Source organism: Pradoshia sp. D12 (genome assembly GCF_008935075.1).
Taxonomy (GTDB): domain Bacteria; phylum Bacillota; class Bacilli; order Bacillales; family Pradoshiaceae; genus Pradoshia.
Genome location: NZ_CP044545.1, coordinates 2,887,923 through 2,908,017 on the forward strand (window position 1 = coordinate 2,887,923; position 20,095 = coordinate 2,908,017).

Sequence of the window (20,095 nt, forward strand, 5' to 3'; positions counted from 1 at the left end):
CCTTGATGTGGTGATTTCACTTAAAACAAGTAAAACTTATAATTTACGAGCTGTAATGGAGACCCAGTCTTCCATTGTCATGACATCCTCAATTACAAGTCCGGCTTTCTGAATAGCTTCTTCCACTTCCCGGCGTTTTTGCTGGATGATGCCGGAAGATATAAAGGTTCCGCCTGGTTTAAGCACTCTGGCTACATCTTCTGTACAACGTACAATAATTTCAGCCAAAATATTGGCTACAACTATATCTGCTTCAAATTCAATTCCTTTTAAAAGGTCATTTTGTTTAATTGTAACTTTATCATGTACCTTATTTAATTTACAATTCACCCTGGCACTGTTCACAGCTACCTCATCCAGATCAAGCGCCAAAATAGACTCGGCGCCAAATTTAGCAGCAGTGATTGTAAGTACCCCTGAACCAGTCCCTACATCAATGACCTTCATCCCAGGTTTGACTGTTTTCTCAAGTGCTTGAATACAAAGTACAGTTGTAGGATGTGTACCTGTACCGAATGCCATGCCTGGATCCAATTCAATAATTTTTTCATCTGTATGAACCGGAGTGTATTCCTCCCACGTCGGAACGATTGTGACTTGTTCCGAAATCTTTACTGGATGGTAATACTTTTTCCATGCAGTAGACCATTCTTCCTCATTAACCTCACTGATGGTTACTTTATTATGACCTAGATCGATATCATATTTTATTAGATTATTGATAAGGTCCTTAATGCCATCTACTGTGTCACCAAGGAAACTTGTGACAGGGAGATAAGCTTTAATAAGTACGCCTTCTTCAGGAAAATCAGCAGGATTAAGTTGATAGATTTCTCCGAATACATTCTCCCTTTCACGAACCAATTCAAGCGGATCTTCAATCACTACCCCGCTTGCACCAGCCTCATGTAATATATTCGATATTGGTTCGATCGCTTCATTCGTTGTATGAATACATAATTCGGACCATTTCATTTTCTACCAACTCCTACCTGTTTATTCACCTTTTATTGCTCTTTTAACTTTCGAAAAAAAACCTTCATCATGTTCATCTAATTGTCCTTGACCACTGATTTCAGCAAATTCGCGAATTAATTCTTTTTGTTTATCGGATAATTTGGTTGGCGTTACAACTAAAATACGGATGTGCTGATCACCTTGACCATATCCTCTAACGTTAGGAACACCTTTTCCTTTTAAGCGGAAGCGAGTACCTGTTTGTGTTCCAGCCGGCACTTTCAGTTTCACTTTACCATGCATGGTTGGAACTTCAATTTCATCACCCAATGCAGCCTGTGCAAAGGTAATAGGCATTTCACAGTAAATATCGTCACCATCACGCTCAAAGAATTCATGCGGTCTGATTTGGAACACAACAAACAAGTCTCCCGGAGGGCCGCCATTAATACCAGGTTCACCTTTACCAGGAACACGTAATTGTTGACCATCATCAACACCTGCAGGTACTTTGATTTGAATTTTATTCCGTTTTTTCACAGAACCTTTACCGTGACAGGTAGCACATTTCTGCTTAATAATTTTTCCTGTACCACTGCAATGTTGACATACTCTGCGGTTCACAATTCGTCCGAATGGAGTATTTTGTTCTACATTTAATTGGCCTGTACCATTACAGTGAGAACATGTTTCCGGTTTTGTGCCAGGTTTTGCTCCTGACCCTTTACATGTATCACACTCTTCCTCTTTCGGTATTTCAATGGTCGTTTCTGTACCAAATACAGCTTCATCAAATGATAATGTCATTGTATATTGCAGGTCTGCACCTTGACGGGGAGCATTTGGATCTCTTCTTCCCCCTCCGCCAAAGAAAGAATTGAATATATCTTCAAAACCACCGAAGCCTTCGAAACCAGCTCCGCCTCCACCAAATCCCTGTGTTGGATCTTCGTGGCCAAATTGATCATATCTCGCTTTCTTTTGATCATCGCTTAACACTTCATAAGCTTCCTGGATCTCTTTAAATTTTTCCGTAGCATCTGCTGCTTTATTGAGGTCAGGATGATATTGCTTGGAAAGGCGGCGATATGCTTTTTTTATCTCATCCTTCGAGGCATTTTTGCCAACCCCCAACACCTCATAATAATCCCGTTTGCTCATTCCTCACACTCCTGATTCTATATAATCCGTCGTTTCACATAAAAATCATTGTACCACTTGACTAAGCTGCGGCGCAATATAAACAGAAAATGTCCAATTTGTTAAAAAAAGTCAAAGTCAAGGAGATCCTGACTTTGACTTTTTTACGTTCAATCATTATTTTTTGTCGTCGTCAACTTCAGTAAATTCTGCATCTACGACATCATCAGCCTTGCCCGCACCATCTTGACCTGGTTGTTGTTGCGCAGCTTGAGCAGCTTGCTCATAAAGTTTCACGCTAAGAGCTTGCACAATTTCCTGCAATGCTTCTTTTTTCTCTTTCATTTCAGCAAGATCATTCTTCTCAATTGCTGCTTTTAAAGCATCTTTAGCTTCTGTTGCTTTTTGAACTTCAGCTTCTTCTACTTTACCTTCAAGATCTTTTAATGTTTTTTCTGTTTGGAATACTAAAGCATCAGATTCGTTACGTAATTCAGCTTCTTCCTTACGTTTTTTATCTGCTTCTGCATTTTCTTCCGCTTCTTTAACCATGCGATCGATTTCTTCATCGCTTAAGCTTGTAGCTGATTGAATCGTAATCGCCTGCTCTTTATTTGTACCAAGATCTTTTGCACGTACATTAACGATACCGTTATTATCAATATCGAACGTTACTTCAATTTGCGGGATTCCGCGTGGTGCCGGTGGAATATCAGTCAATTGGAAGCGACCAAGCGTTTTGTTATCTGCTGCCATTTGACGTTCCCCTTGAAGAACATGGATATCTACTGCTGTTTGGTTATCAGCTGCTGTAGAGAAAATTTGAGATTTGCTAGTTGGGATTGTTGTATTACGGTCGATTAAACGAGTAAATACTCCACCCATTGTTTCAATACCAAGAGATAAAGAAGTTACATCAAGTAATACAACATCTTTAACGTCACCGGAGATAACTCCACCTTGGATTGCTGCACCCATAGCAACAACTTCATCAGGGTTTACCCCTTTATGAGGCTCTTTACCAGTTTCTTTTTTAATTGCTTCCTGAACAGCAGGAATACGAGTAGAACCACCAACTAAGATAACTTTATCAATCTCAGCCGGAGACAAGCCTGCATCACGAAGAGCTTGGCGAGTAGGTCCCATTGTTCTTTCTACTAAAGAAGCAGTGATTTCATCGAATTTCGCGCGTGTTAATGTTAAATCCATGTGCAATGGACCTGCTTCACCCGCAGTGATGAACGGCAAGGAAATTTGTGTAGATGTTACACCTGACAAATCTTTTTTCGCTTTTTCAGCAGCGTCTTTCAAACGTTGAAGAGCCATTTTATCTTTAGATAGATCGATTCCATTTTCTTTGCGGAATTCTTCGATTAAATATTCCATTACTGCGTTATCGAAGTCATCTCCACCCAAACGTGCGTCACCAGCTGTTGAGCGTACTTCGAATACACCGTCACCTAGCTCAAGGATGGATACGTCAAATGTACCGCCGCCAAGGTCGAATACAAGGATTTTTTGATCTTCTTCAGTTTTATCCAAACCATACGCTAATGCAGCAGCAGTTGGTTCGTTGATAATACGTTCTACTTCTAAACCAGCGATACGGCCAGCATCTTTAGTTGCTTGACGTTCAGCATCGTTAAAGTAAGCAGGTACTGTAATAACAGCTTTTGTTACTTTTTCTCCCAGGTATTCTTCAGCATAGGATTTTAAATATTGAAGAATAATCGCAGATACTTCTTGTGGAGAGTAATCTTTTCCTTCGATATTTACTGAGTAATCTGTACCCATATGGCGTTTGATGGAGCTGATCGTATTCAGGTTTGTGATAGCTTGGCGTTTCGCTACTTCCCCAACTTGACGTTCTCCGTTTTTAAATGCAACAACAGATGGAGTGGTTCTATTACCTTCTGGATTTGGAATAACTTTTGGTTCTCCGCCTTCTAATACGGATACACAAGAGTTGGTAGTTCCTAAGTCAATACCAATAATTTTACTCATTTACTTTTTACCTCCCATTAATATGTAGCCTATGTGTTTGATTACTGATTCACTTTAACCATTGATGGTCGAATAACCCGGTCTTTTAATTTATAACCCTTTTGGAATTCTTCCACAATGATATTTGAACCGTATTCTTCGTTATTGTCCTGCATAATCGCTTGATGAACATGAGGGTCGAATTCTTGACCTACTGATTCGATTACCTCTACACCTTCTTCTTTCAAGGCAGATAAAATACTTGTTAAAACCATATTCATTCCTTGAAGAAGCGGTTTTGTTTCATCTGTTTCAGTTGTACTATTTATCGCCCTATCAAAATTATCTAAAGCAGGCAAAAGATTTGTTACAAGAGATTGAGCTCTATATTTTTGCGCTGCTTCAGCATCCAATTTAACACGGCGGCGATAGTTATCAAAATCTGCATAAAGACGAACATATTTTGCTTCAGCTTCCTGCAATTTCTTTTCTAGTTCAGCTACTTTGCTATCCCCATCATTTTCGGAAGCTTCCTCAACAGGTTCACTTGTTTCAGTGGTTTCCTCAGAGGCTGTATCATTCATTTTATTTTCTTCTGCTTCATCAAATATTTCTTCAATATTATCTTGATTTTTTTCAGACACTGCTTCTCACCTCCCTGAAAGTGTTGTTCTATATACGTTAAAGCAGTATTACTACTATTACCGTTACTTTTTATTTTGATACTGTTTTGTCAGCATCTCAGTTAAGTCATTCGCAAAAAATGACAATAAACTCATCACTCTGGAATAATCCATCCGAGTAGGTCCAAGAATAGCTATAGTTCCAAAATTCTCGTCTCCAATGGAGTAGGTAGTGCTGATAATACTGCAGTTTTCAAGCGCCATATTATTATTTTCGGTGCCTATTTTCACATTGATTCCTTCATGTGTTTTACTGACCAACTCATACAAGTCTCTTCCCTGTTCCATGATTTTAAAGATTGCCTTTACTTTTTCAATATCATGAAATTCAGGCTGGCTTAGCATATTCGCCTTACCGCCAAAGAAAAGTTTCTCGTTCTCCGGCAATTGCAGAGATGTTGCTAGCATTTGCAGAACCATATCATAATTTGTAATATGCTGTTTTAATAATACAGCTACTTCCCTGAAAATCTTATCTTTAAGCTGCACCAATGGTACACCGCTCAAGCGATCATTCAGGATATTTACCACTCTCTCCATTTCATTCATATCAAATCCTGGAGGAAGATAAATCATTTTATTTTCAACATGACCAGTATCCGTCACGATGATAGCAATTGCCTTATTTGTATCAAGCGGTACAATTTGGATTCGACGTAAGTGATTTTCTAAAACAGCAGGTCCAAGCATAATCGCCGTATAATTCGTAATTTCGGATAGTATGCCGGCAGAACGTTGCACTATCTTCTCTAACTCAAATAATCTCTCTTTAAAAACAGATTTAAGCTTAAGAACATCATCCTTTTGCAGCTGCTGAGGTGAAACAAGATGATCCACATAGTACCGATACCCTTTTTCAGAGGGAATACGCCCTGAAGAGGTATGTGTTTTTTCGAGATACCCCATTTCCTCTAAATCAGCCATTTCATTTCTGATTGTGGCAGAACTTAGCGAAATGCCTTCTTTTTTGGAAATATTTCTGGACCCCACAGGTTGGGCGGTAGAAATAAAATCATCGATGATCACCTGTAAAATTGCCAGTTGTCTATTTGTTAACATCGATAATCACCCCTGTTAGCACTCTTTACTACTGAGTGCTAAGTCTATAAATAAAGTAACAAAACCGTCGTTATGTGTCAACGGTTATGATTATGTTTTCTCTTTCATTTTTAAACTATAATAAAAATGCCTGGAACACTTCGTTCCCCATTAATTTACCCGGATGTGTCAGTCGCACTCTTCCGTTTACCAACTCCAATAACCCCTCTGAAACCATTCTTTTTATTGTTTCCCCAAATACGTCATTTATGTTTACAGAAAATCTCTTTTGGAAATGTTCCAGAGAAACTCCCTCCATTTTTCTAAGCCCCAAAAACATCTCTTCTTCCATTTGTTCCTTTCGCGTAACGGTTGCTTGCTCAACGATTGGCTTCTTGCCATCCTGAATAGCATTCATATATTTCTTCAAGGGTCCATGATTATGATAACGGACAGCATCGAGGTATCCATGAGCACCAGCACCAAGACCATAGTATTCTTCATTGTTCCAATATACGAGGTTATGCCTGCTTTCAAATCCTTTTTTTGCAAAATTTGAAATCTCATATTGATCGTAGCCCGCTTCTACTAAACGTTCCATGACATATTCATACATAGTAGCCTCAGCATCCTCACCCTGTAAGGATAATTTACCTTTATTGAGCATGATATAAAACACAGTCTTCGGTTCAATAATTAAAGAGTAAGCTGAAAAATGCGGAAGATTTAATTGTAAAGCGCGATCTATTGTATCCTCTAAATCACTGAGTGTTTGACCGGGCAAGGAATAAATCAAGTCAATGCTAATGTTGTCAAAACCTTCTTCTCTTGCCATATCAATGGTCTCATACACATCTTTGACATTGTGCGCACGGCCAATCTTTTTTAATAGTTCTTCGTTGAATGATTGAACACCCAGACTTAATCGGTTGACGCCTGCTTCCTTCATAATTCTCAATTTAGCCTTTGACAAATCACCTGGATTGGCCTCAACTGTGTATTCATACCCTGGCGCAAGCGTAACTTTTTCTTTCATGGAAAATAACAATTGTTCCAGCTGCAGAGGTTCTAAAGCAGATGGCGTACCTCCCCCAATAAAAACAGTGGATAAGGGTTCATTTTGAGACAGATTATATAAATCCATCTCAGTCAATAATGTTTGGATATATTCATCCACCGGCTGGTTCTGAATAAAAAATTTATTAAAATCACAGTAGTGACATATTTGTGTACAAAATGGAATGTGGATATATAAACTTTTAACCAATTCCAACACCCCTTTCTAAGATCGAAAAAAAACGTTATATCTATCATAATAAAATAGAGGCCAGAACAAAAATGTCTGGCCTGCTTTTCTTACTATTTTATTTTTTTGAATTGGAGTCATCCATCTTCAGAACTGCCATAAACGCTTCTTGCGGAACTTCTACAGAACCAACTTGTTTCATGCGTTTTTTACCTTCTTTTTGTTTCTCTAATAATTTACGTTTACGTGAAATATCTCCACCGTAACATTTTGCAAGCACATTCTTCCTCATTGCTTTAATCGAAGAACGTGCAATGATTTTATTGCCGATTGCTGCCTGTATAGGCACCTCAAATTGTTGTCGAGGAATAAGCTCCTTCAACTTTTCTACAATAATTTTTCCACGCTCATATGCAAAGTCTCTATGAACGATAAAGCTCAATGCGTCAACGGTTTCACCGTTTAATAAGATGTCCATTTTAACCAGTTTAGATTCTTGGTAGCCAATTAACTCATAGTCAAAAGATGCATATCCTTTTGTATTTGATTTTAATTGGTCAAAGAAATCATAAACAATTTCGGATAATGGCAGTTCATAAATGATAGTTACGCGGTTCTCATCAGCATATTGCATATCGATGAAATTCCCACGCTTCATTTGACAAAGCTCCATAATTGCACCGACAAAATCATTTGGTGCCATCAAGGTAGCTTTTACATATGGCTCCTCAATACTTTCAATCTTTTGCGGGTCAGGCATGTTAGATGGATTATCGATATTAATCTCACTGCCATCTGTCATCTTAACCTTATAAATTACGCTTGGTGCCGTTGTAATCAAATCAATATTAAATTCACGTTCAATTCTTTCCTGGATAATTTCCATATGCAATAATCCAAGGAATCCGCAACGGAAACCAAATCCAAGCGCCTGAGAGGTTTCTGGTTCATATTGCAAGGAAGAATCGTTTAGCTCCAGTTTTTCAAGTGCTTCACGTAAATCGTTAAATTTTGCTGTATCAATTGGATATAGACCGCAATAAACCATCGGATTCATACGGCGATACCCCGGTAATGGTTCTGTTGCTCCATTTTTAGCATTGGTGATTGTGTCCCCGACTTGTGTATCGCCGACATTTTTAATGGCAGCTGTCAGGAATCCAACATCTCCTACTGTTAGTTCATCGCATAGAGTTGCTTTTGGAGTATGGACACCCACCTCGAGAACTTCAAATTCCTTACCTGTCGCCATCATTCTAATCTTATCACCCGGTTTTACCGTACCCTCCATCACTCGAATGGATACGATGACTCCACGATATGCATCATAGATTGAATCAAAAATCAATGCTTTCAGAGGAGCTTCGGGATCTCCAGTTGGAGCAGGTACTTTTTCCGCAATTTGTTCGAGGATTTCTTCAATCCCGATACCAGCTTTAGCAGAGGCAAGAACAGCTTCAGATGCATCCAGCCCAATTACATCTTCAATCTCACCACGAACGCGTTCCGGGTCAGCACTAGGCAAATCTATTTTATTAATGATTGGCAAGATCTCCAAATCATTGTCTAATGCCAAATAAACATTGGCCAAAGTTTGCGCTTCGATTCCCTGTGCAGCATCGACCACTAGCACAGCACCTTCACAAGCTGCCAAACTTCTGGATACTTCATACGTGAAATCCACGTGTCCCGGAGTATCAATTAAATGGAAAATATATTCCTCGCCGTCTTTCGCCTTATATTTCAATTGAACAGCATTCAATTTGATTGTTATTCCGCGCTCTCTTTCCAAATCCATGGAATCAAGAAGCTGGTCTTTCATCTCTCTGGAAGTAAGAGCATTCGTTTTTTCTAATATTCTGTCCGCTAATGTCGATTTCCCATGGTCAATATGAGCAATAATCGAAAAGTTACGGATTTTACTTTGTCGTTTTAGCCGTTCCTGATTATTCATTCTGTTCACTCCTGTTACTTTCAAAACACAGATATTACTGATTATAGCAGAAATAAATTCAAACCGTAAACGGTTTAGGAGAAATGAGGGAATTAAATAGATAAATAAAGAAAGCTCGCGGAGTTTTAATCAGCTCCGTACGAGCTCGCTTGGATTATATTATTCATCTGAAATCATTCCTGCCATCCCTTTAAATAAACTTGTTAAGGTATCAGATATGCCTTTCCCTGCACTGGATAAAACATTAAATGCCTTCCATTCTTCCATTTCCTTTTTCTTTTCCTCCAGGTCAGTTGTCGAAACCTGATTTCCGAGAACCGTAGCGTTAATGTCTCCGTCATCCTGTTTATCAATTGTAAAGGCTTCATACATTTTTGGATCATCATATCCCTGCATTTTTTTCATATTTTGATTGGCCAGCTGCATTCCCAGGATGACCCCAAAGAGAAGGAGGAAAAGAAGCATACTTATTTTTAAAATAAATTTACCCATCTTGGCATTCTCCTTTATTTATTTCTCACTCTGCAGCATTTCCCTGTACTGGCTCGGCATCCCAATAATGCTCAGCTAATACATCAGCTAACACTTCCATTGAAGCATTTAATTCGTCCAATGTATTATCCACACCGCCAGCTTCAACTAACATGGCATTTCCGGATAAATCTTGATTAAACTTCCCATTCGTCCCCGCACCTCTTTTTTCAAAGACACCGCGACTTAAACCAGGATATTTTTCTGAAATTTTCTTGTGCATCTCCTCTGCCAACTTTAAGTTCTGTTCATAATTTGGATTTTCACCACCAATAATGAAGCATAATCTAGCATAAGCTTTTCCGTTAATTGAAATAGTCGTCACTTTTTTTCGCTGCGAATCACGGTGAACATCAATAAAATATTTCAAGTTTTTGTCGTTAGCCATAACCTCTTGGACAAGACTTCGCGATTGGCTGTATGAACTGCCATATTGCAGCCCTTTCTTGTTCAATATGGCATTAACATCTGTTTTATCTACCTTTGTCCCAATGCCTTTCGCTTCAAGCGACTTCTTGAGCTTCTCACCGACAAGCGTGACATTTGCTTTTGAATGAAAGGCAGAATTAGGATTTGTCACACCTTTTAATAAAGGAAGATACGATTCCCTTGTATGTGAGAAATAGATGTACATCACTTCTTCTTTCGTTTTCTGAGTACCAGCCTGTTCTGGTTTAACAGGTTCTTCTTCATCCACGATTTCCTCAGTCTCTGTATCTTTTTCCATAGCTTCCTCTGATGGAGGAGACTCAATTGGCATATTTGTGTAATTAGTACCCTCACCTGCCACTAAAATCTCCCCATCAAACAAGGAATATCCCGGTAGCTCATGTCCCAATAAACTCCGTGGATCATTTAATGAGATATTTGTCAGTGATTGGAAAATCTGCCTCGAAACAGACTCTGTCTCCTCTTCGGGGAATGATTGCAAAAAGTACTTATTCCCTTGCCCTAAATACTTATATAAAATTTTACCGGGAACTTGTCCAGTCGCTTCATTCACCGAATCTGAACTTGGTCGAAATTCTGGTTTAAGCGATGTCAATAATCCGGTTACCAAAAATATAAAAACCATCGTAACAAGTATAATCAGTATGAAACGAATGATGGTGGCTGCTTGAAGTGCAACTACGACAAAACTAGGTTTTTTTGCTTTCATGGTTCCACCCTTTCAGAAGCATTCTAGTAAAATGTATGCTTTGATAGAGTAACTAGAACCATACTCGGAGATTAATGTGTGTAATAGCCTGTATTATCTTGATTTATGGCCTCATGCAGAGCTGCATTCATACCATTGGCTATCAAGTTTGCCATTTCCTCTATGAATACATCCACTTCCTTAGGCGTAACCATCAAATTATGTCCCAAAGGAGCGAGCACTTCACGAATCAGCATTCTCTTTTCCTCATCGGATAGTGTGCCTACAATACCAAGAAATGTCTTTTTGTGCTCTTCTTCTGGTAAGTCTTCTTCTGTTAATTTACGTTTCTTTCCAAATGTCATCCCGGCCGGAGCAAGAGCTCGGCGAGGACGGTCTCCCTCTTTTAATTCACGTCCAAAATGCTTCAATATATAATCAATTGTATCAGAGGTAATCGATACAGCATCCACCACTGTTGGTACACCAATCGAGATAACTGGCACTCCTAATGTTTCCTTACTAAGTTCTTTCCGTTTATTGCCCACACCAGATCCAGGATGAATTCCGGTATCTGTAATTTGAATGGTAGTATTTACACGTTCAATAGAACGAGCTGCCAGTGCATCAATAGCAATGATGAAATCAGGATGAATATTGTCTACGATTCCTTTAATAATATCGCTGGTTTCAATTCCCGTCACACCCATAACCCCTGGTGAGATGGCACTGACCGGACGAAATCCTTCAGAAACAGATTCAGGCTGAAATTTAAACAGATGCCTAGTTACGATTAAATTATCCGTTACCGTAGGACCAAGAGCATCCGGTGTTACATGCCAATTTCCCAATCCTACAACAAGACAATGTGCATCTTTTTTTAATCCAACTCGGTCTATTAGATAGGCCAGTTGTTTAGCAAACACAACCTCGACTTTTTTTTGCAGCTCAGAATCCTGCTCACGAATTCCTTGAACTTCCAGTGTTATGTAAAAGCCAGGCTTTTTTCCTACCTGTTTTTCGCCTTCTTTCGTTATTTCAACATGCGATAATTTAATCCCATCCATCTCTCGCTCTTTAAAAATTACACCTTCGATATTCGATGTGTCCGGTGCGTCAGATAGCGGAATAGCCAGTTCCCTAGCCTCAATAGCCAAATCAGTCCTTATTTGATACTGACTCATATCTAAATCTTTATTCAAATGATTACCCCCATGAAATGATCTTTAGGAGCTATTTTCCCCGTATTTCTTTCTTCTCATTCTTTTAATATGTAAAGAGCTTTGTTTAAACAGAAAAAACTACTTATCACTATGGTTTTTTTTGATTTGATGCATCTGAGTATTGCATAAAGACATACATTTTGATAGAATATCATATGTTGTGAATGTTATTTGATTAGAATATCGAGTTGACATAATCTCGGTTCTTCTGGAGGTGAAAAGAATGGCTAATATCAAATCAGCTATTAAACGCGTTAAAACTAACGAAACTGCTAGAGCTAACAATATTGCTCAAAAATCTGCTGTACGTACAAACGTTAAAAAAGTAGAATCTGCAATTGCTCTTAACGATGCTACTGCTGCTAACGAATCTATCGTTGCTGCTGTTAAAGGACTAGATAAAGCTGCAACTAAAGGCTTAATCAGCAAAAATGCTGCTGCTCGTAAAAAATCTCGTCTTATGAAAAAAGTAAACAAGTTGAACGCTTAATGAAACGTACCCTCTAGAGGGTCGTTTTTTTTTGTGTGATTTATTATGAGAATATGGATTATTTCATTGATGGGAAATCACTTTAGAGATGATTACCAGTTGAATTTTGGGAGCTTGAACGAAATTAGTACACAACAGAAAGCTGCAGGAGCAGCATTGCAGCTTCCATTTTAACTTTTATAAAGACGAACCCTGTATAACACCCTCACTTTTTCAGGCCTAAAAAAAAGGAGCCTGATAGCTCCTTCCGATAAAAACTCTATTTAGCCTTCAACACTGTCTTCTACAGTATCTGTTTCCGGTTGCTTTGCCTGCATATATATTACTGTTGCACAAACTAGTAATAAGATTCCAATTAAGCTAAATTGCGTGGATATAGAAGCTGGTATTAATCCGAGACCTGATGATCCGGCAACAACCCCTAATGAAAATAACGCATAAAAATATCCATATGCCTTCCCGCGCATCCTTTTAGTAGTCGATTGAACCAATAATGAATTTACGGCAGGAAATAAGAAAGCAAACCCAATCCCGTATAAAACCATTATAGAATAAAGAACCATTAGCTCACTTGATTGCCCCAGTAAAACTTGGCTGATCCCCATACATGCTAATCCAATCGAAAAGCTAACCAAGGGCGGAATTCGATCAAAATATTTATTCGTCGGCAGAATAAATATAGCAACAGCAACCAATCCAAATATACTCATTAACGTACCGCTTAATCTTGAACTATAACCTAATACATCAATGTGCAAGGGCAGCAAATACGCAAGTGCCCCTTGTGAAAACATTAAAAAGAATGCTCCGGTGTAGGCTTGGAGTATCCCTTTATTAAAGATAAGTTTTCCCCTCTTCTCCGTCTTATGCTGTTTCGATTCAGAATGAGTTCTCAAAAACAACAATGTTGCAAGCAAAAGAATAATTCCACACGCAGCAATGGTCGTAAAAACAAATGGCACAGATGTCCTGCTAGCCATAATACCGCCATATGCAGGACCGCAAATAGCTGCGATTCCAATAAATGAACCTGTCACAGCACTTTGGCTGCCTTTCTTCTTACTATCCATTTGGTTAGCTAAGTACGTAAAAGCAGCAGGTACAATTAATCCACCAAGGAAGCCATGGAGGAAACGTACGATGATCAGTTCAGGTACATCATTTACAAAATTATAAAGCAGTAAAGAAATGCTCGTCATAAGCAAGCCTGTACAAAGTACAATAAAAGATCCATATTTATCCGTAAAAATCCCAGACAATATATTCCCAAAAGTATTCGTCAATGAATACATTCCCACAACAATCCCTGCAATCATTACACTTGCGCCAAGCGAAGTAGCATATGTACTCATAACTGGTAGCTGTGTAAATAAATCGATAAACGTAAACATGATAATGGCATATACAATCCACAGCTTCGGTAAGGGTTTTACATCGTACAATGATTGATGCTTTTTCAGCCACACATCAAAACAAAAATTACCGAATGGGATGAAAGCAACAAGGAAGGCTAACAGAGACCAGCCTATTTTCCACTGTATTCGAATTTGAGTATAAATAATGGAAGCTATATATCCAATAAATATCCCACCGTGGATTGAACCCGCAAGAGTAACGGCAAAGGGTAAATCTGCCCAGTATTTAAGCGGCATGGCTATGCCCAATAATAAAAGCAGTGAGATACCATCCAGTATTCCCGTAATCCGTAGTATGGTAATGGGATGCAATCCCTTATACTTCTTATTTAACACAATTTCACTCCTCTATGATGCAACAAACTTCACATTTAAATTATAGTCTATTTTTTATACCAAATTAATTCGAATAGCAAACTTCCATGTTCTAAATATGAACAAATAAAGAACTTTCTATTTTATCCTCTTGCATAGACCAATATCCATTTTGGTTATTCTTATTCCTTCCTCTACATACATTTAATATAATTAGCCACCGAAAGGAGAAAAGAAATGCAAATACATGTTGTCAGACAAGGAGAGAGTATCTATTCCATTGCGCAGACCTTTAATACTACTCCTGAACAAATTATCTCTTCAAATCAATTAGAAAATCCAAATGATTTGGTTATAGGTCAGGCACTTGTTATTCCGATTACAGGGAGCTATTACTTTGTGCAACCAGGAGATAGCCTATATACAATTGCCCGGAGGTTTGGAAGAACTGCTCAAGAAATTGCAGAAGTAAATAATATTTCATTAAACACACCATTAACTGTAGGATTAAGGCTGTATATCCCTCCAATCCCTAGACGTGAAGCTGAATTTAATGCCTATGTGGAACCAAGAGGAAATACTGTTTCTCCCAATCTGGAACGAGAAGCAAGAATTGCAGTACCTCACCTTACATACTTATCACCGTTCAGCTATCAAGTTCAACGCGACGGTACGCTAAAACCGCCTCTATTAGGTGAATTTCCGGCCATAGCCAGGAGCGCGAACAATGTACTGGTCATGGTTGTGACAAATTTAGAGAATGATGCGTTCAGCAGTGAACTCGGGGAGGTTATTTTAAACAATACGGATATCCAAAATAATTTGCTTTCCAACATTGAAGATACTGCCAAAGCTCAAGGATTTAGAGATATTCATTTTGATTTTGAAAGTCTTAGAGGGGAAGATCGGGAGGCTTATACAAATTTCTTACAAAAAGCAAAGGAAAGATTTTCACCGCAAGGCTGGCAGGTTTCAATTGCGCTAGCTCCAAAAACAAGCGCCACCCAAACGGGCAAGTGGTATGAAGCACATGATTACAAAGCACAGGGTGCAGTTGTAGATTGGGTCCTCATTATGACCTATGAGTGGGGTTACAGCGGTGGGCCAGCTCAGGCTGTATCTCCTATAGGACCTGTTCGCCAGGTGCTTACCTATGCGATTTCAGAGATTCCATCACGTAAAATTATGATGGGGCAAAATCTGTATGGCTATGATTGGACACTCCCCTTCGTACAGGGTACTACAGCCAGAGCGCTCTCCCCTCAGCAGGCCATTGATCTGGCACGACGTAATAACGTACCAATTCTTTATGACAATAATGCTCAGGCACCCTATTTTAGATACAGGGATGCCGAAGGAAGAGAACACGAGGTATGGTTTGAGGATGCTCGCTCCATACAGGCAAAATTTAATCTACTAAAGGAATTAAATCTTCGGGGGATGAGTTATTGGAAATTAGGATTATCGTTTCCGCAGAACTGGCTCCTAATAGAAAACAACTTCACAACCATTAAAAGATAGGATTACAAAAAAGGTATCATGCACTCGCCATGATACCTTTCGTTTTACCAGGTACTGTTATGATTTTAATATAAATAGCTCTAAAAGGATTTCTTTGTCTCCGGCACCGCTCTTCATTTTATAGTCCAGCTCTGCCAATTCAGAGAGAGCACGCATCAATTTCATTTCTGTAAAATCTTTCACACGCTTCAGTGCAAGTTTTACCGGATAAGGGCTCATTTTTAATTTAGATGCTATTTGCTGGGCATTGTAGCCCTGTCCTGATAGTTTTTTAACCTGAAGTATAATCCTGTATTGCCGTGCAATGGCTGCTAATATACGAATTGGCTCTTCCTTTAAAATCAGAAGCTCTTTATATAACTGGATAGCTTCTTTTTTTTGGCCATTCATAATATAATCGACCAAATCAAATACATTTTGGTCAAAGGTCTTGGGAACAAGTTTATTTACCATTGCCTTGTCAATTTCCTGTTCGACCGTCGCATACAAAGCGAGCTTTTCTAACTCACTTGCAGCCATCATTAAGTGATTCCCCGTCAGAGATAATAAAGTTTCTACCGCCTCAGGTGTAATTTTCACTCCTAAGGATTTAGCGTTGGCAGTGATCCATTTAGATAATTCCTTTTCGTATAGCGGTTTCGCTTCCAAGACTGCAGAATTTCTCTTTAATTCCTTCGTTATTTTCTTACGCTCGTCCAGCTTTGGATATGGAGCTATAAAGATGGCAATTGATGTCGGTGAAGGATTAGCCAGATAGCTTTCCAATCTTTTTAGATCATGCTCAACCTTTTCCTTCTTTCTTTCGGCTGTCAAAAATATGGGATTATGTAATATAACAACCCTGCGCTCCCCGATAAACGGTAAGGTTTCCAATTCCTCGATTGCCAACTCTACAGGTGTTTCCTCCAGATCAATAGTAGCCAAATTAAACTCTGCTTCATCCTCTGATAAAGCATGCTCGCAGATTAAAGCCTTTGTTTTTTTTATAAAATACTCTTCTTCGCCAAATAAAAGGTAGACAGGACTAAACCGTTTACTTTTAATTGTATTCCATAAATCCATTACCAATATAATCGCCTCTGTTTATAAATTCCTTCTTTCATCCTAATCCCCACCATCAATTTTGACAAGTCTTTCAAGAGGAACCGGAAAAAATAACCGGTTCCCAGAATCTATATCAACGCCTTCTTGCCGGACCCGGGATACCTAACAAAAAAGCGAAAAAGCGCTATAGATCAGTTACCATTTAAATGACTCTTTCATGTACTGAAATGTTTATTTGGAAAATAGCAGGATAATAATTATATAAATTTGGAGATTGTGGATTTTTTTTACTAAATGTTCTATGATAAAAGAGGTCGGGGGGTGGATTAATGAACGAGTTTGAAAAGAATGTACAATCAAAAACAAATGACGTATCAGATTCCATCATGGGATTTGTTGTATCATTTGGTTTTTTCGCTACCATGTTTATTATTGCCATGGTCATCCAATTAATCGGTGCATAGTTCATTTTTTCAAGCGGCCTCATGGCCGTTTTTCATTTCTTACACATACTATGGACTTTGAATAGAAATCGTTCCATCTTTTTTGTTCGTATACGTATATTGAATACTGCCCTGTAAATCTGTTCTGTAAATAATAATATTTTCTTTATCAAGCAAATGAATGACTTCCTCATGCGGGTGGCCAAAACGATTATCTCTTCCCGATGAAATGACAGCTATTTTAGGATCTACCTCTCTTATAAAATCTATTTGGGAAGAGTTTCTGCTGCCATGGTGTCCCACTTTTAAAATATCAGCCCTTAGGTTCATTTTATTTTGCAAAAGCTTGTCTTCTCCGAGTTCACCTAAATCTCCAACAAATAACCAATCTACCTGATTAATACTTGCTTTTATAACAATTGAAGACTCATTCTTTTCCTCCACTTTCTCTACTGGCGATAAAATGGTAAATTTAGCATCTCCCGCAGTCCACCCCATTCCTGCTTGAACCTCTTTAACGGGGATTTTCTGATCAATCGCTTCCTTTATTACTTCCGTCTCTCTAAACTCCTTACGCTGTTCAAATGGTATCAATATCTCACCAATCTTCAATTCCTCAACAATGGCTCTTGCTCCTCCGACATGGTCCTGATCAGCATGCGTAAGGATTAGTTTATCAATGACTTTAATTCCTTTACTTTTTAAAAATGGTAATATAGTATCTTTTCCAGGATCGAACTGGCTATTATGTACTGCCCACTCCTCCTTTCCAAACAGAGTGGCTCCACCTGTATCAATAAGATATGTTCCATTATCACCAGGTAATTGAATGAACGTTGAATCCCCCTGCCCTACATCTATAAAGGTTATCTCTCCATTTCCTGAAAAAAACTGACTGTTATATTGATAAAAGAGCATTAAAATCGTGATTAGACACGTATTAAACAGGTGTTTCGAGCGGATTTCTATTCCATTAAGAATAGAGATAAAACAAACCACAATACATACCATTACCAGTTTGGATGGCTTACCAAATATAAGAGTGGAGGAGGGCAAGGCAGACATAAGCTCTGTAGATTTCTCCAATAAAGAATAAATAAAATTGAGCATCAGCAATCCCGGCTCAACAAGAATTTCAAGGATTATCAGCAAATAAACACCAATGGTTAAAGGAAATAATAAATAAGTAAACAACGGTACATAAAGTAAGTTAGAAATAAAACTAATGAGGGAAATTTCATAAAAATGATAGATGATGATTGGCGTGGAGATGATTTGGCATATTGCCGTCATAATAAAAAGACTGAAAACAGGTGAATGCGGCGATTTTTGAAGGATTTTTGTTGAAAGTATTAACCCATAAGTCAGCAAAAAGGATAACTGAAAACCGATATGGAAAATTTGATACGGATTAATAAGTAGATATCCCATTAGACAAATCGTTATTGTTTTAAAAGCTGTCAACCGCAGTCCGATAAACTGACCAAACATAAATATGGAAGCCATCATGCATGCTCTGACAATCGAAGCAGACAATCCGGTGATGACCGCATAAAAAGGAAGTAAACAAGCTAGCAGCAAAAAGGTTTGCCTCCGAGTAAAGCCGATTCTTAAGAATCCATAAAATAAAATAGCAGCCACTAATGCAACTTGCATCCCTGACAAAGCCAAGATATGGACAATCCCCAGTTTCTTAAATTGGTTATACATATCCTCTGATATACCACTTTGTTCACCAAATATGAGTGCTTTAGTAAAGCTGCCAGCGGTTCCTAAGTATAAATGATCAATCCGCTTAATTTCCCGCTCTCTCATTTGTGCCAGTTTTACAAACAAATTGCGGCTATCTTTGGATATATCTTCTTTATTTTCGATTTCCAAAATCCAATGCGCTCTATTAAACCTTAGATAGGTTCGAAAATCAAATCCATTCTCGACCGTTGCACGAGTTGGTTTTGTCAGATTTCCGTTTACGCGAAAGGACTTTCCCGTTAGAATCGTATTTTTTAAGACATTTGCCTCCTCTTCATTGTTAATCCGGTAAGTAATCCATATTTTCTCGTTATCTGAGAGTTCAGCAAGACCACTAACCCGGTCCCCTTTAATCTGGGGATAGGATGTAAAATGGATTAAAAGCTGAGTTTCAGCCCCGGTCAACTGGCTGGTATTTGAACGATCCCAAAAAAAGCTATGGACACAAAATATTGAAAAGATAATATACAGGGGAATCGATTGCTTAATTGGAAATTTGTTTAGAATGTAACAAAATACGAGGACTATTAGCAGAAGAAAAGTTTTACTTAAGTAAATGGGTGCTGTAATCCCTGAAATAGCAATTACAGCACTATAAAATAAAAATCGGTTGCTCATATCAGTCAAATTGCGGAAATAAACTTGCTGCATCTTTCAGATAGCGTGCAAGATCAGATTCAGAAGCTCCTCTTTCTTTTAGCTCATTAATAAGCTCCATGACAAAATTCATTTTCTTTTCATCATGGAAATCAACCCACTTTTCATCAACAATCACCTGTTTAACACGCACACCTGCCTGTTCAAATAATTCTTCAGCATATGGATGATTCTTATAGGATTCGGCATAATAGATTGTTTTAATTCCTGCTTGAATTAAGGCTTTACAGCATTGCAAGCAAGGGAAATGAGTAACATAAATCTCAGCCCCCTCAGTTGGTACACCAAATTTAGCACATTGCAACAAGGCATTCATTTCAGCATGGATGGTTCGAACGCAATGGTTATCAATAACATAGCATCCTTCGTCCACACAATGCACACCTCCAGCAATTGATCCGTTATACCCGCCGGCAATAATGCGATTATCCCTTACGACTGTCGCTCCAACCATTAACCTTGTACATGTGCTTCTTAATGCAAGTAAGTGGCTTTGCGCCATAAAATACTGATCCCATGAAATACGTTCCATTTCTCTCTCCTCTTTCAATGAACTTTCCTTCAC

17 protein-coding genes are annotated in these 20,095 nt (G+C 38.5%); 3 read left to right on the forward strand and 14 right to left on the reverse strand.

From position 1 onward, the window contains the following. Positions 1 to 36: 36 nt before the first annotated feature. The 10 genes from prmA to gpr all read right to left on the reverse strand — a co-directional run bounded on the left by prmA (position 37) and on the right by gpr (position 11,854). Positions 37 to 975, reverse strand: coding sequence for a 50S ribosomal protein L11 methyltransferase (prmA, locus tag F7984_RS13875; RefSeq protein ID WP_066105262.1), 939 nt, complete (start codon positions 973 to 975; stop codon positions 37 to 39). A gap of 21 nt (positions 976 to 996) precedes the next feature. Then, on the reverse strand, positions 997 to 2,118 hold the full coding sequence (dnaJ, locus tag F7984_RS13880) for a molecular chaperone DnaJ (protein WP_066105265.1): 1,122 nt from the start codon (positions 2,116 to 2,118) through the stop codon (positions 997 to 999). A gap of 156 nt (positions 2,119 to 2,274) precedes the next feature. After that, entirely contained in the window at positions 2,275 to 4,101 is a 1,827-nt protein-coding gene (gene dnaK / locus F7984_RS13885; protein WP_066105268.1) for a molecular chaperone DnaK, read from the reverse strand. Between the two features lie 41 nt (positions 4,102 to 4,142). Then, the gene (grpE, locus tag F7984_RS13890; RefSeq protein ID WP_066105271.1) at positions 4,143 to 4,724 is read right to left on the reverse strand and encodes a nucleotide exchange factor GrpE; all 582 of its coding nucleotides are present in this window, start codon (positions 4,722 to 4,724) and stop codon (positions 4,143 to 4,145) included. 63 nt (positions 4,725 to 4,787) lie between these two features. Continuing rightward, a complete protein-coding gene (gene hrcA, locus F7984_RS13895) occupies positions 4,788 to 5,822 on the reverse strand; it encodes a heat-inducible transcriptional repressor HrcA (protein ID WP_140462003.1) in 1,035 nt (344 codons plus the stop codon). 115 nt (positions 5,823 to 5,937) lie between these two features. Beyond that, positions 5,938 to 7,068, reverse strand: a complete 1,131-nt coding sequence (hemW, locus tag F7984_RS13900) for a radical SAM family heme chaperone HemW (protein ID WP_140462002.1) — start codon at positions 7,066 to 7,068, stop codon at positions 5,938 to 5,940. A 97-nt stretch (positions 7,069 to 7,165) separates the two neighbouring features. Continuing rightward, entirely contained in the window at positions 7,166 to 9,001 is a 1,836-nt protein-coding gene (gene lepA, locus F7984_RS13905; protein WP_066105279.1) for a translation elongation factor 4, read from the reverse strand. A gap of 159 nt (positions 9,002 to 9,160) precedes the next feature. Beyond that, positions 9,161 to 9,493 carry a DUF3679 domain-containing protein gene (locus F7984_RS13910; RefSeq protein ID WP_066105283.1) on the reverse strand — a complete coding sequence of 111 codons (333 nt, stop codon included), beginning with the start codon at positions 9,491 to 9,493 and terminating at the stop codon, positions 9,161 to 9,163. A gap of 25 nt (positions 9,494 to 9,518) precedes the next feature. After that, entirely contained in the window at positions 9,519 to 10,691 is a 1,173-nt protein-coding gene (gene spoIIP / locus F7984_RS13915) for a stage II sporulation protein P (protein WP_140462001.1), read from the reverse strand. 71 nt (positions 10,692 to 10,762) lie between these two features. Next, positions 10,763 to 11,854, reverse strand: a complete 1,092-nt coding sequence (gene gpr, locus F7984_RS13920) for a GPR endopeptidase (protein WP_175354282.1) — start codon at positions 11,852 to 11,854, stop codon at positions 10,763 to 10,765. A gap of 262 nt (positions 11,855 to 12,116) precedes the next feature. On the opposite strand from gpr, the gene rpsT reads away from it, so the two are divergent. Next, positions 12,117 to 12,383, forward strand: coding sequence for a 30S ribosomal protein S20 (rpsT, locus tag F7984_RS13925; RefSeq protein ID WP_066105290.1), 267 nt, complete (start codon positions 12,117 to 12,119; stop codon positions 12,381 to 12,383). A 263-nt stretch (positions 12,384 to 12,646) separates the two neighbouring features. Here the strand turns inward: rpsT and F7984_RS13930 are convergent, their stop codons facing one another. Then, positions 12,647 to 14,134 (reverse strand): MFS transporter, encoded by a 1,488-nt coding sequence (locus tag F7984_RS13930; protein WP_140462000.1) that lies wholly within the window; start codon positions 14,132 to 14,134, stop codon positions 12,647 to 12,649. A 216-nt stretch (positions 14,135 to 14,350) separates the two neighbouring features. Between F7984_RS13930 and F7984_RS13935 the strand changes: the two genes are divergently transcribed. After that, positions 14,351 to 15,634: a glycoside hydrolase family 18 protein gene (locus F7984_RS13935; protein WP_066105291.1), complete on the forward strand. Its 1,284-nt coding sequence runs from the start codon at positions 14,351 to 14,353 to the stop codon at positions 15,632 to 15,634. Positions 15,635 to 15,691: 57 nt separating this feature from the next. Here F7984_RS13935 and holA read toward each other — a convergent pair whose 3' ends face one another. After that, entirely contained in the window at positions 15,692 to 16,696 is a 1,005-nt protein-coding gene (holA, locus tag F7984_RS13940; protein WP_140461999.1) for a DNA polymerase III subunit delta, read from the reverse strand. 311 nt (positions 16,697 to 17,007) lie between these two features. On the opposite strand from holA, the gene F7984_RS13945 reads away from it, so the two are divergent. Further along, on the forward strand, positions 17,008 to 17,142 hold the full coding sequence (locus tag F7984_RS13945) for a YqzM family protein (RefSeq protein ID WP_066105296.1): 135 nt from the start codon (positions 17,008 to 17,010) through the stop codon (positions 17,140 to 17,142). 48 nt (positions 17,143 to 17,190) lie between these two features. On the opposite strand, the gene F7984_RS13950 is transcribed toward F7984_RS13945, so the two are convergent. Together F7984_RS13950 and F7984_RS13955 are read right to left on the reverse strand one after the other, a co-directional pair. Beyond that, the gene (locus tag F7984_RS13950) at positions 17,191 to 19,524 is read right to left on the reverse strand and encodes a DNA internalization-related competence protein ComEC/Rec2 (protein WP_140461998.1); all 2,334 of its coding nucleotides are present in this window, start codon (positions 19,522 to 19,524) and stop codon (positions 17,191 to 17,193) included. Continuing rightward, entirely contained in the window at positions 19,493 to 20,062 is a 570-nt protein-coding gene (locus F7984_RS13955) for a ComE operon protein 2 (RefSeq protein WP_066105301.1), read from the reverse strand. Before F7984_RS13955 ends, F7984_RS13950 begins: the two co-directional genes overlap by 32 nt. Positions 20,063 to 20,095: the final 33 nt, after the last annotated feature.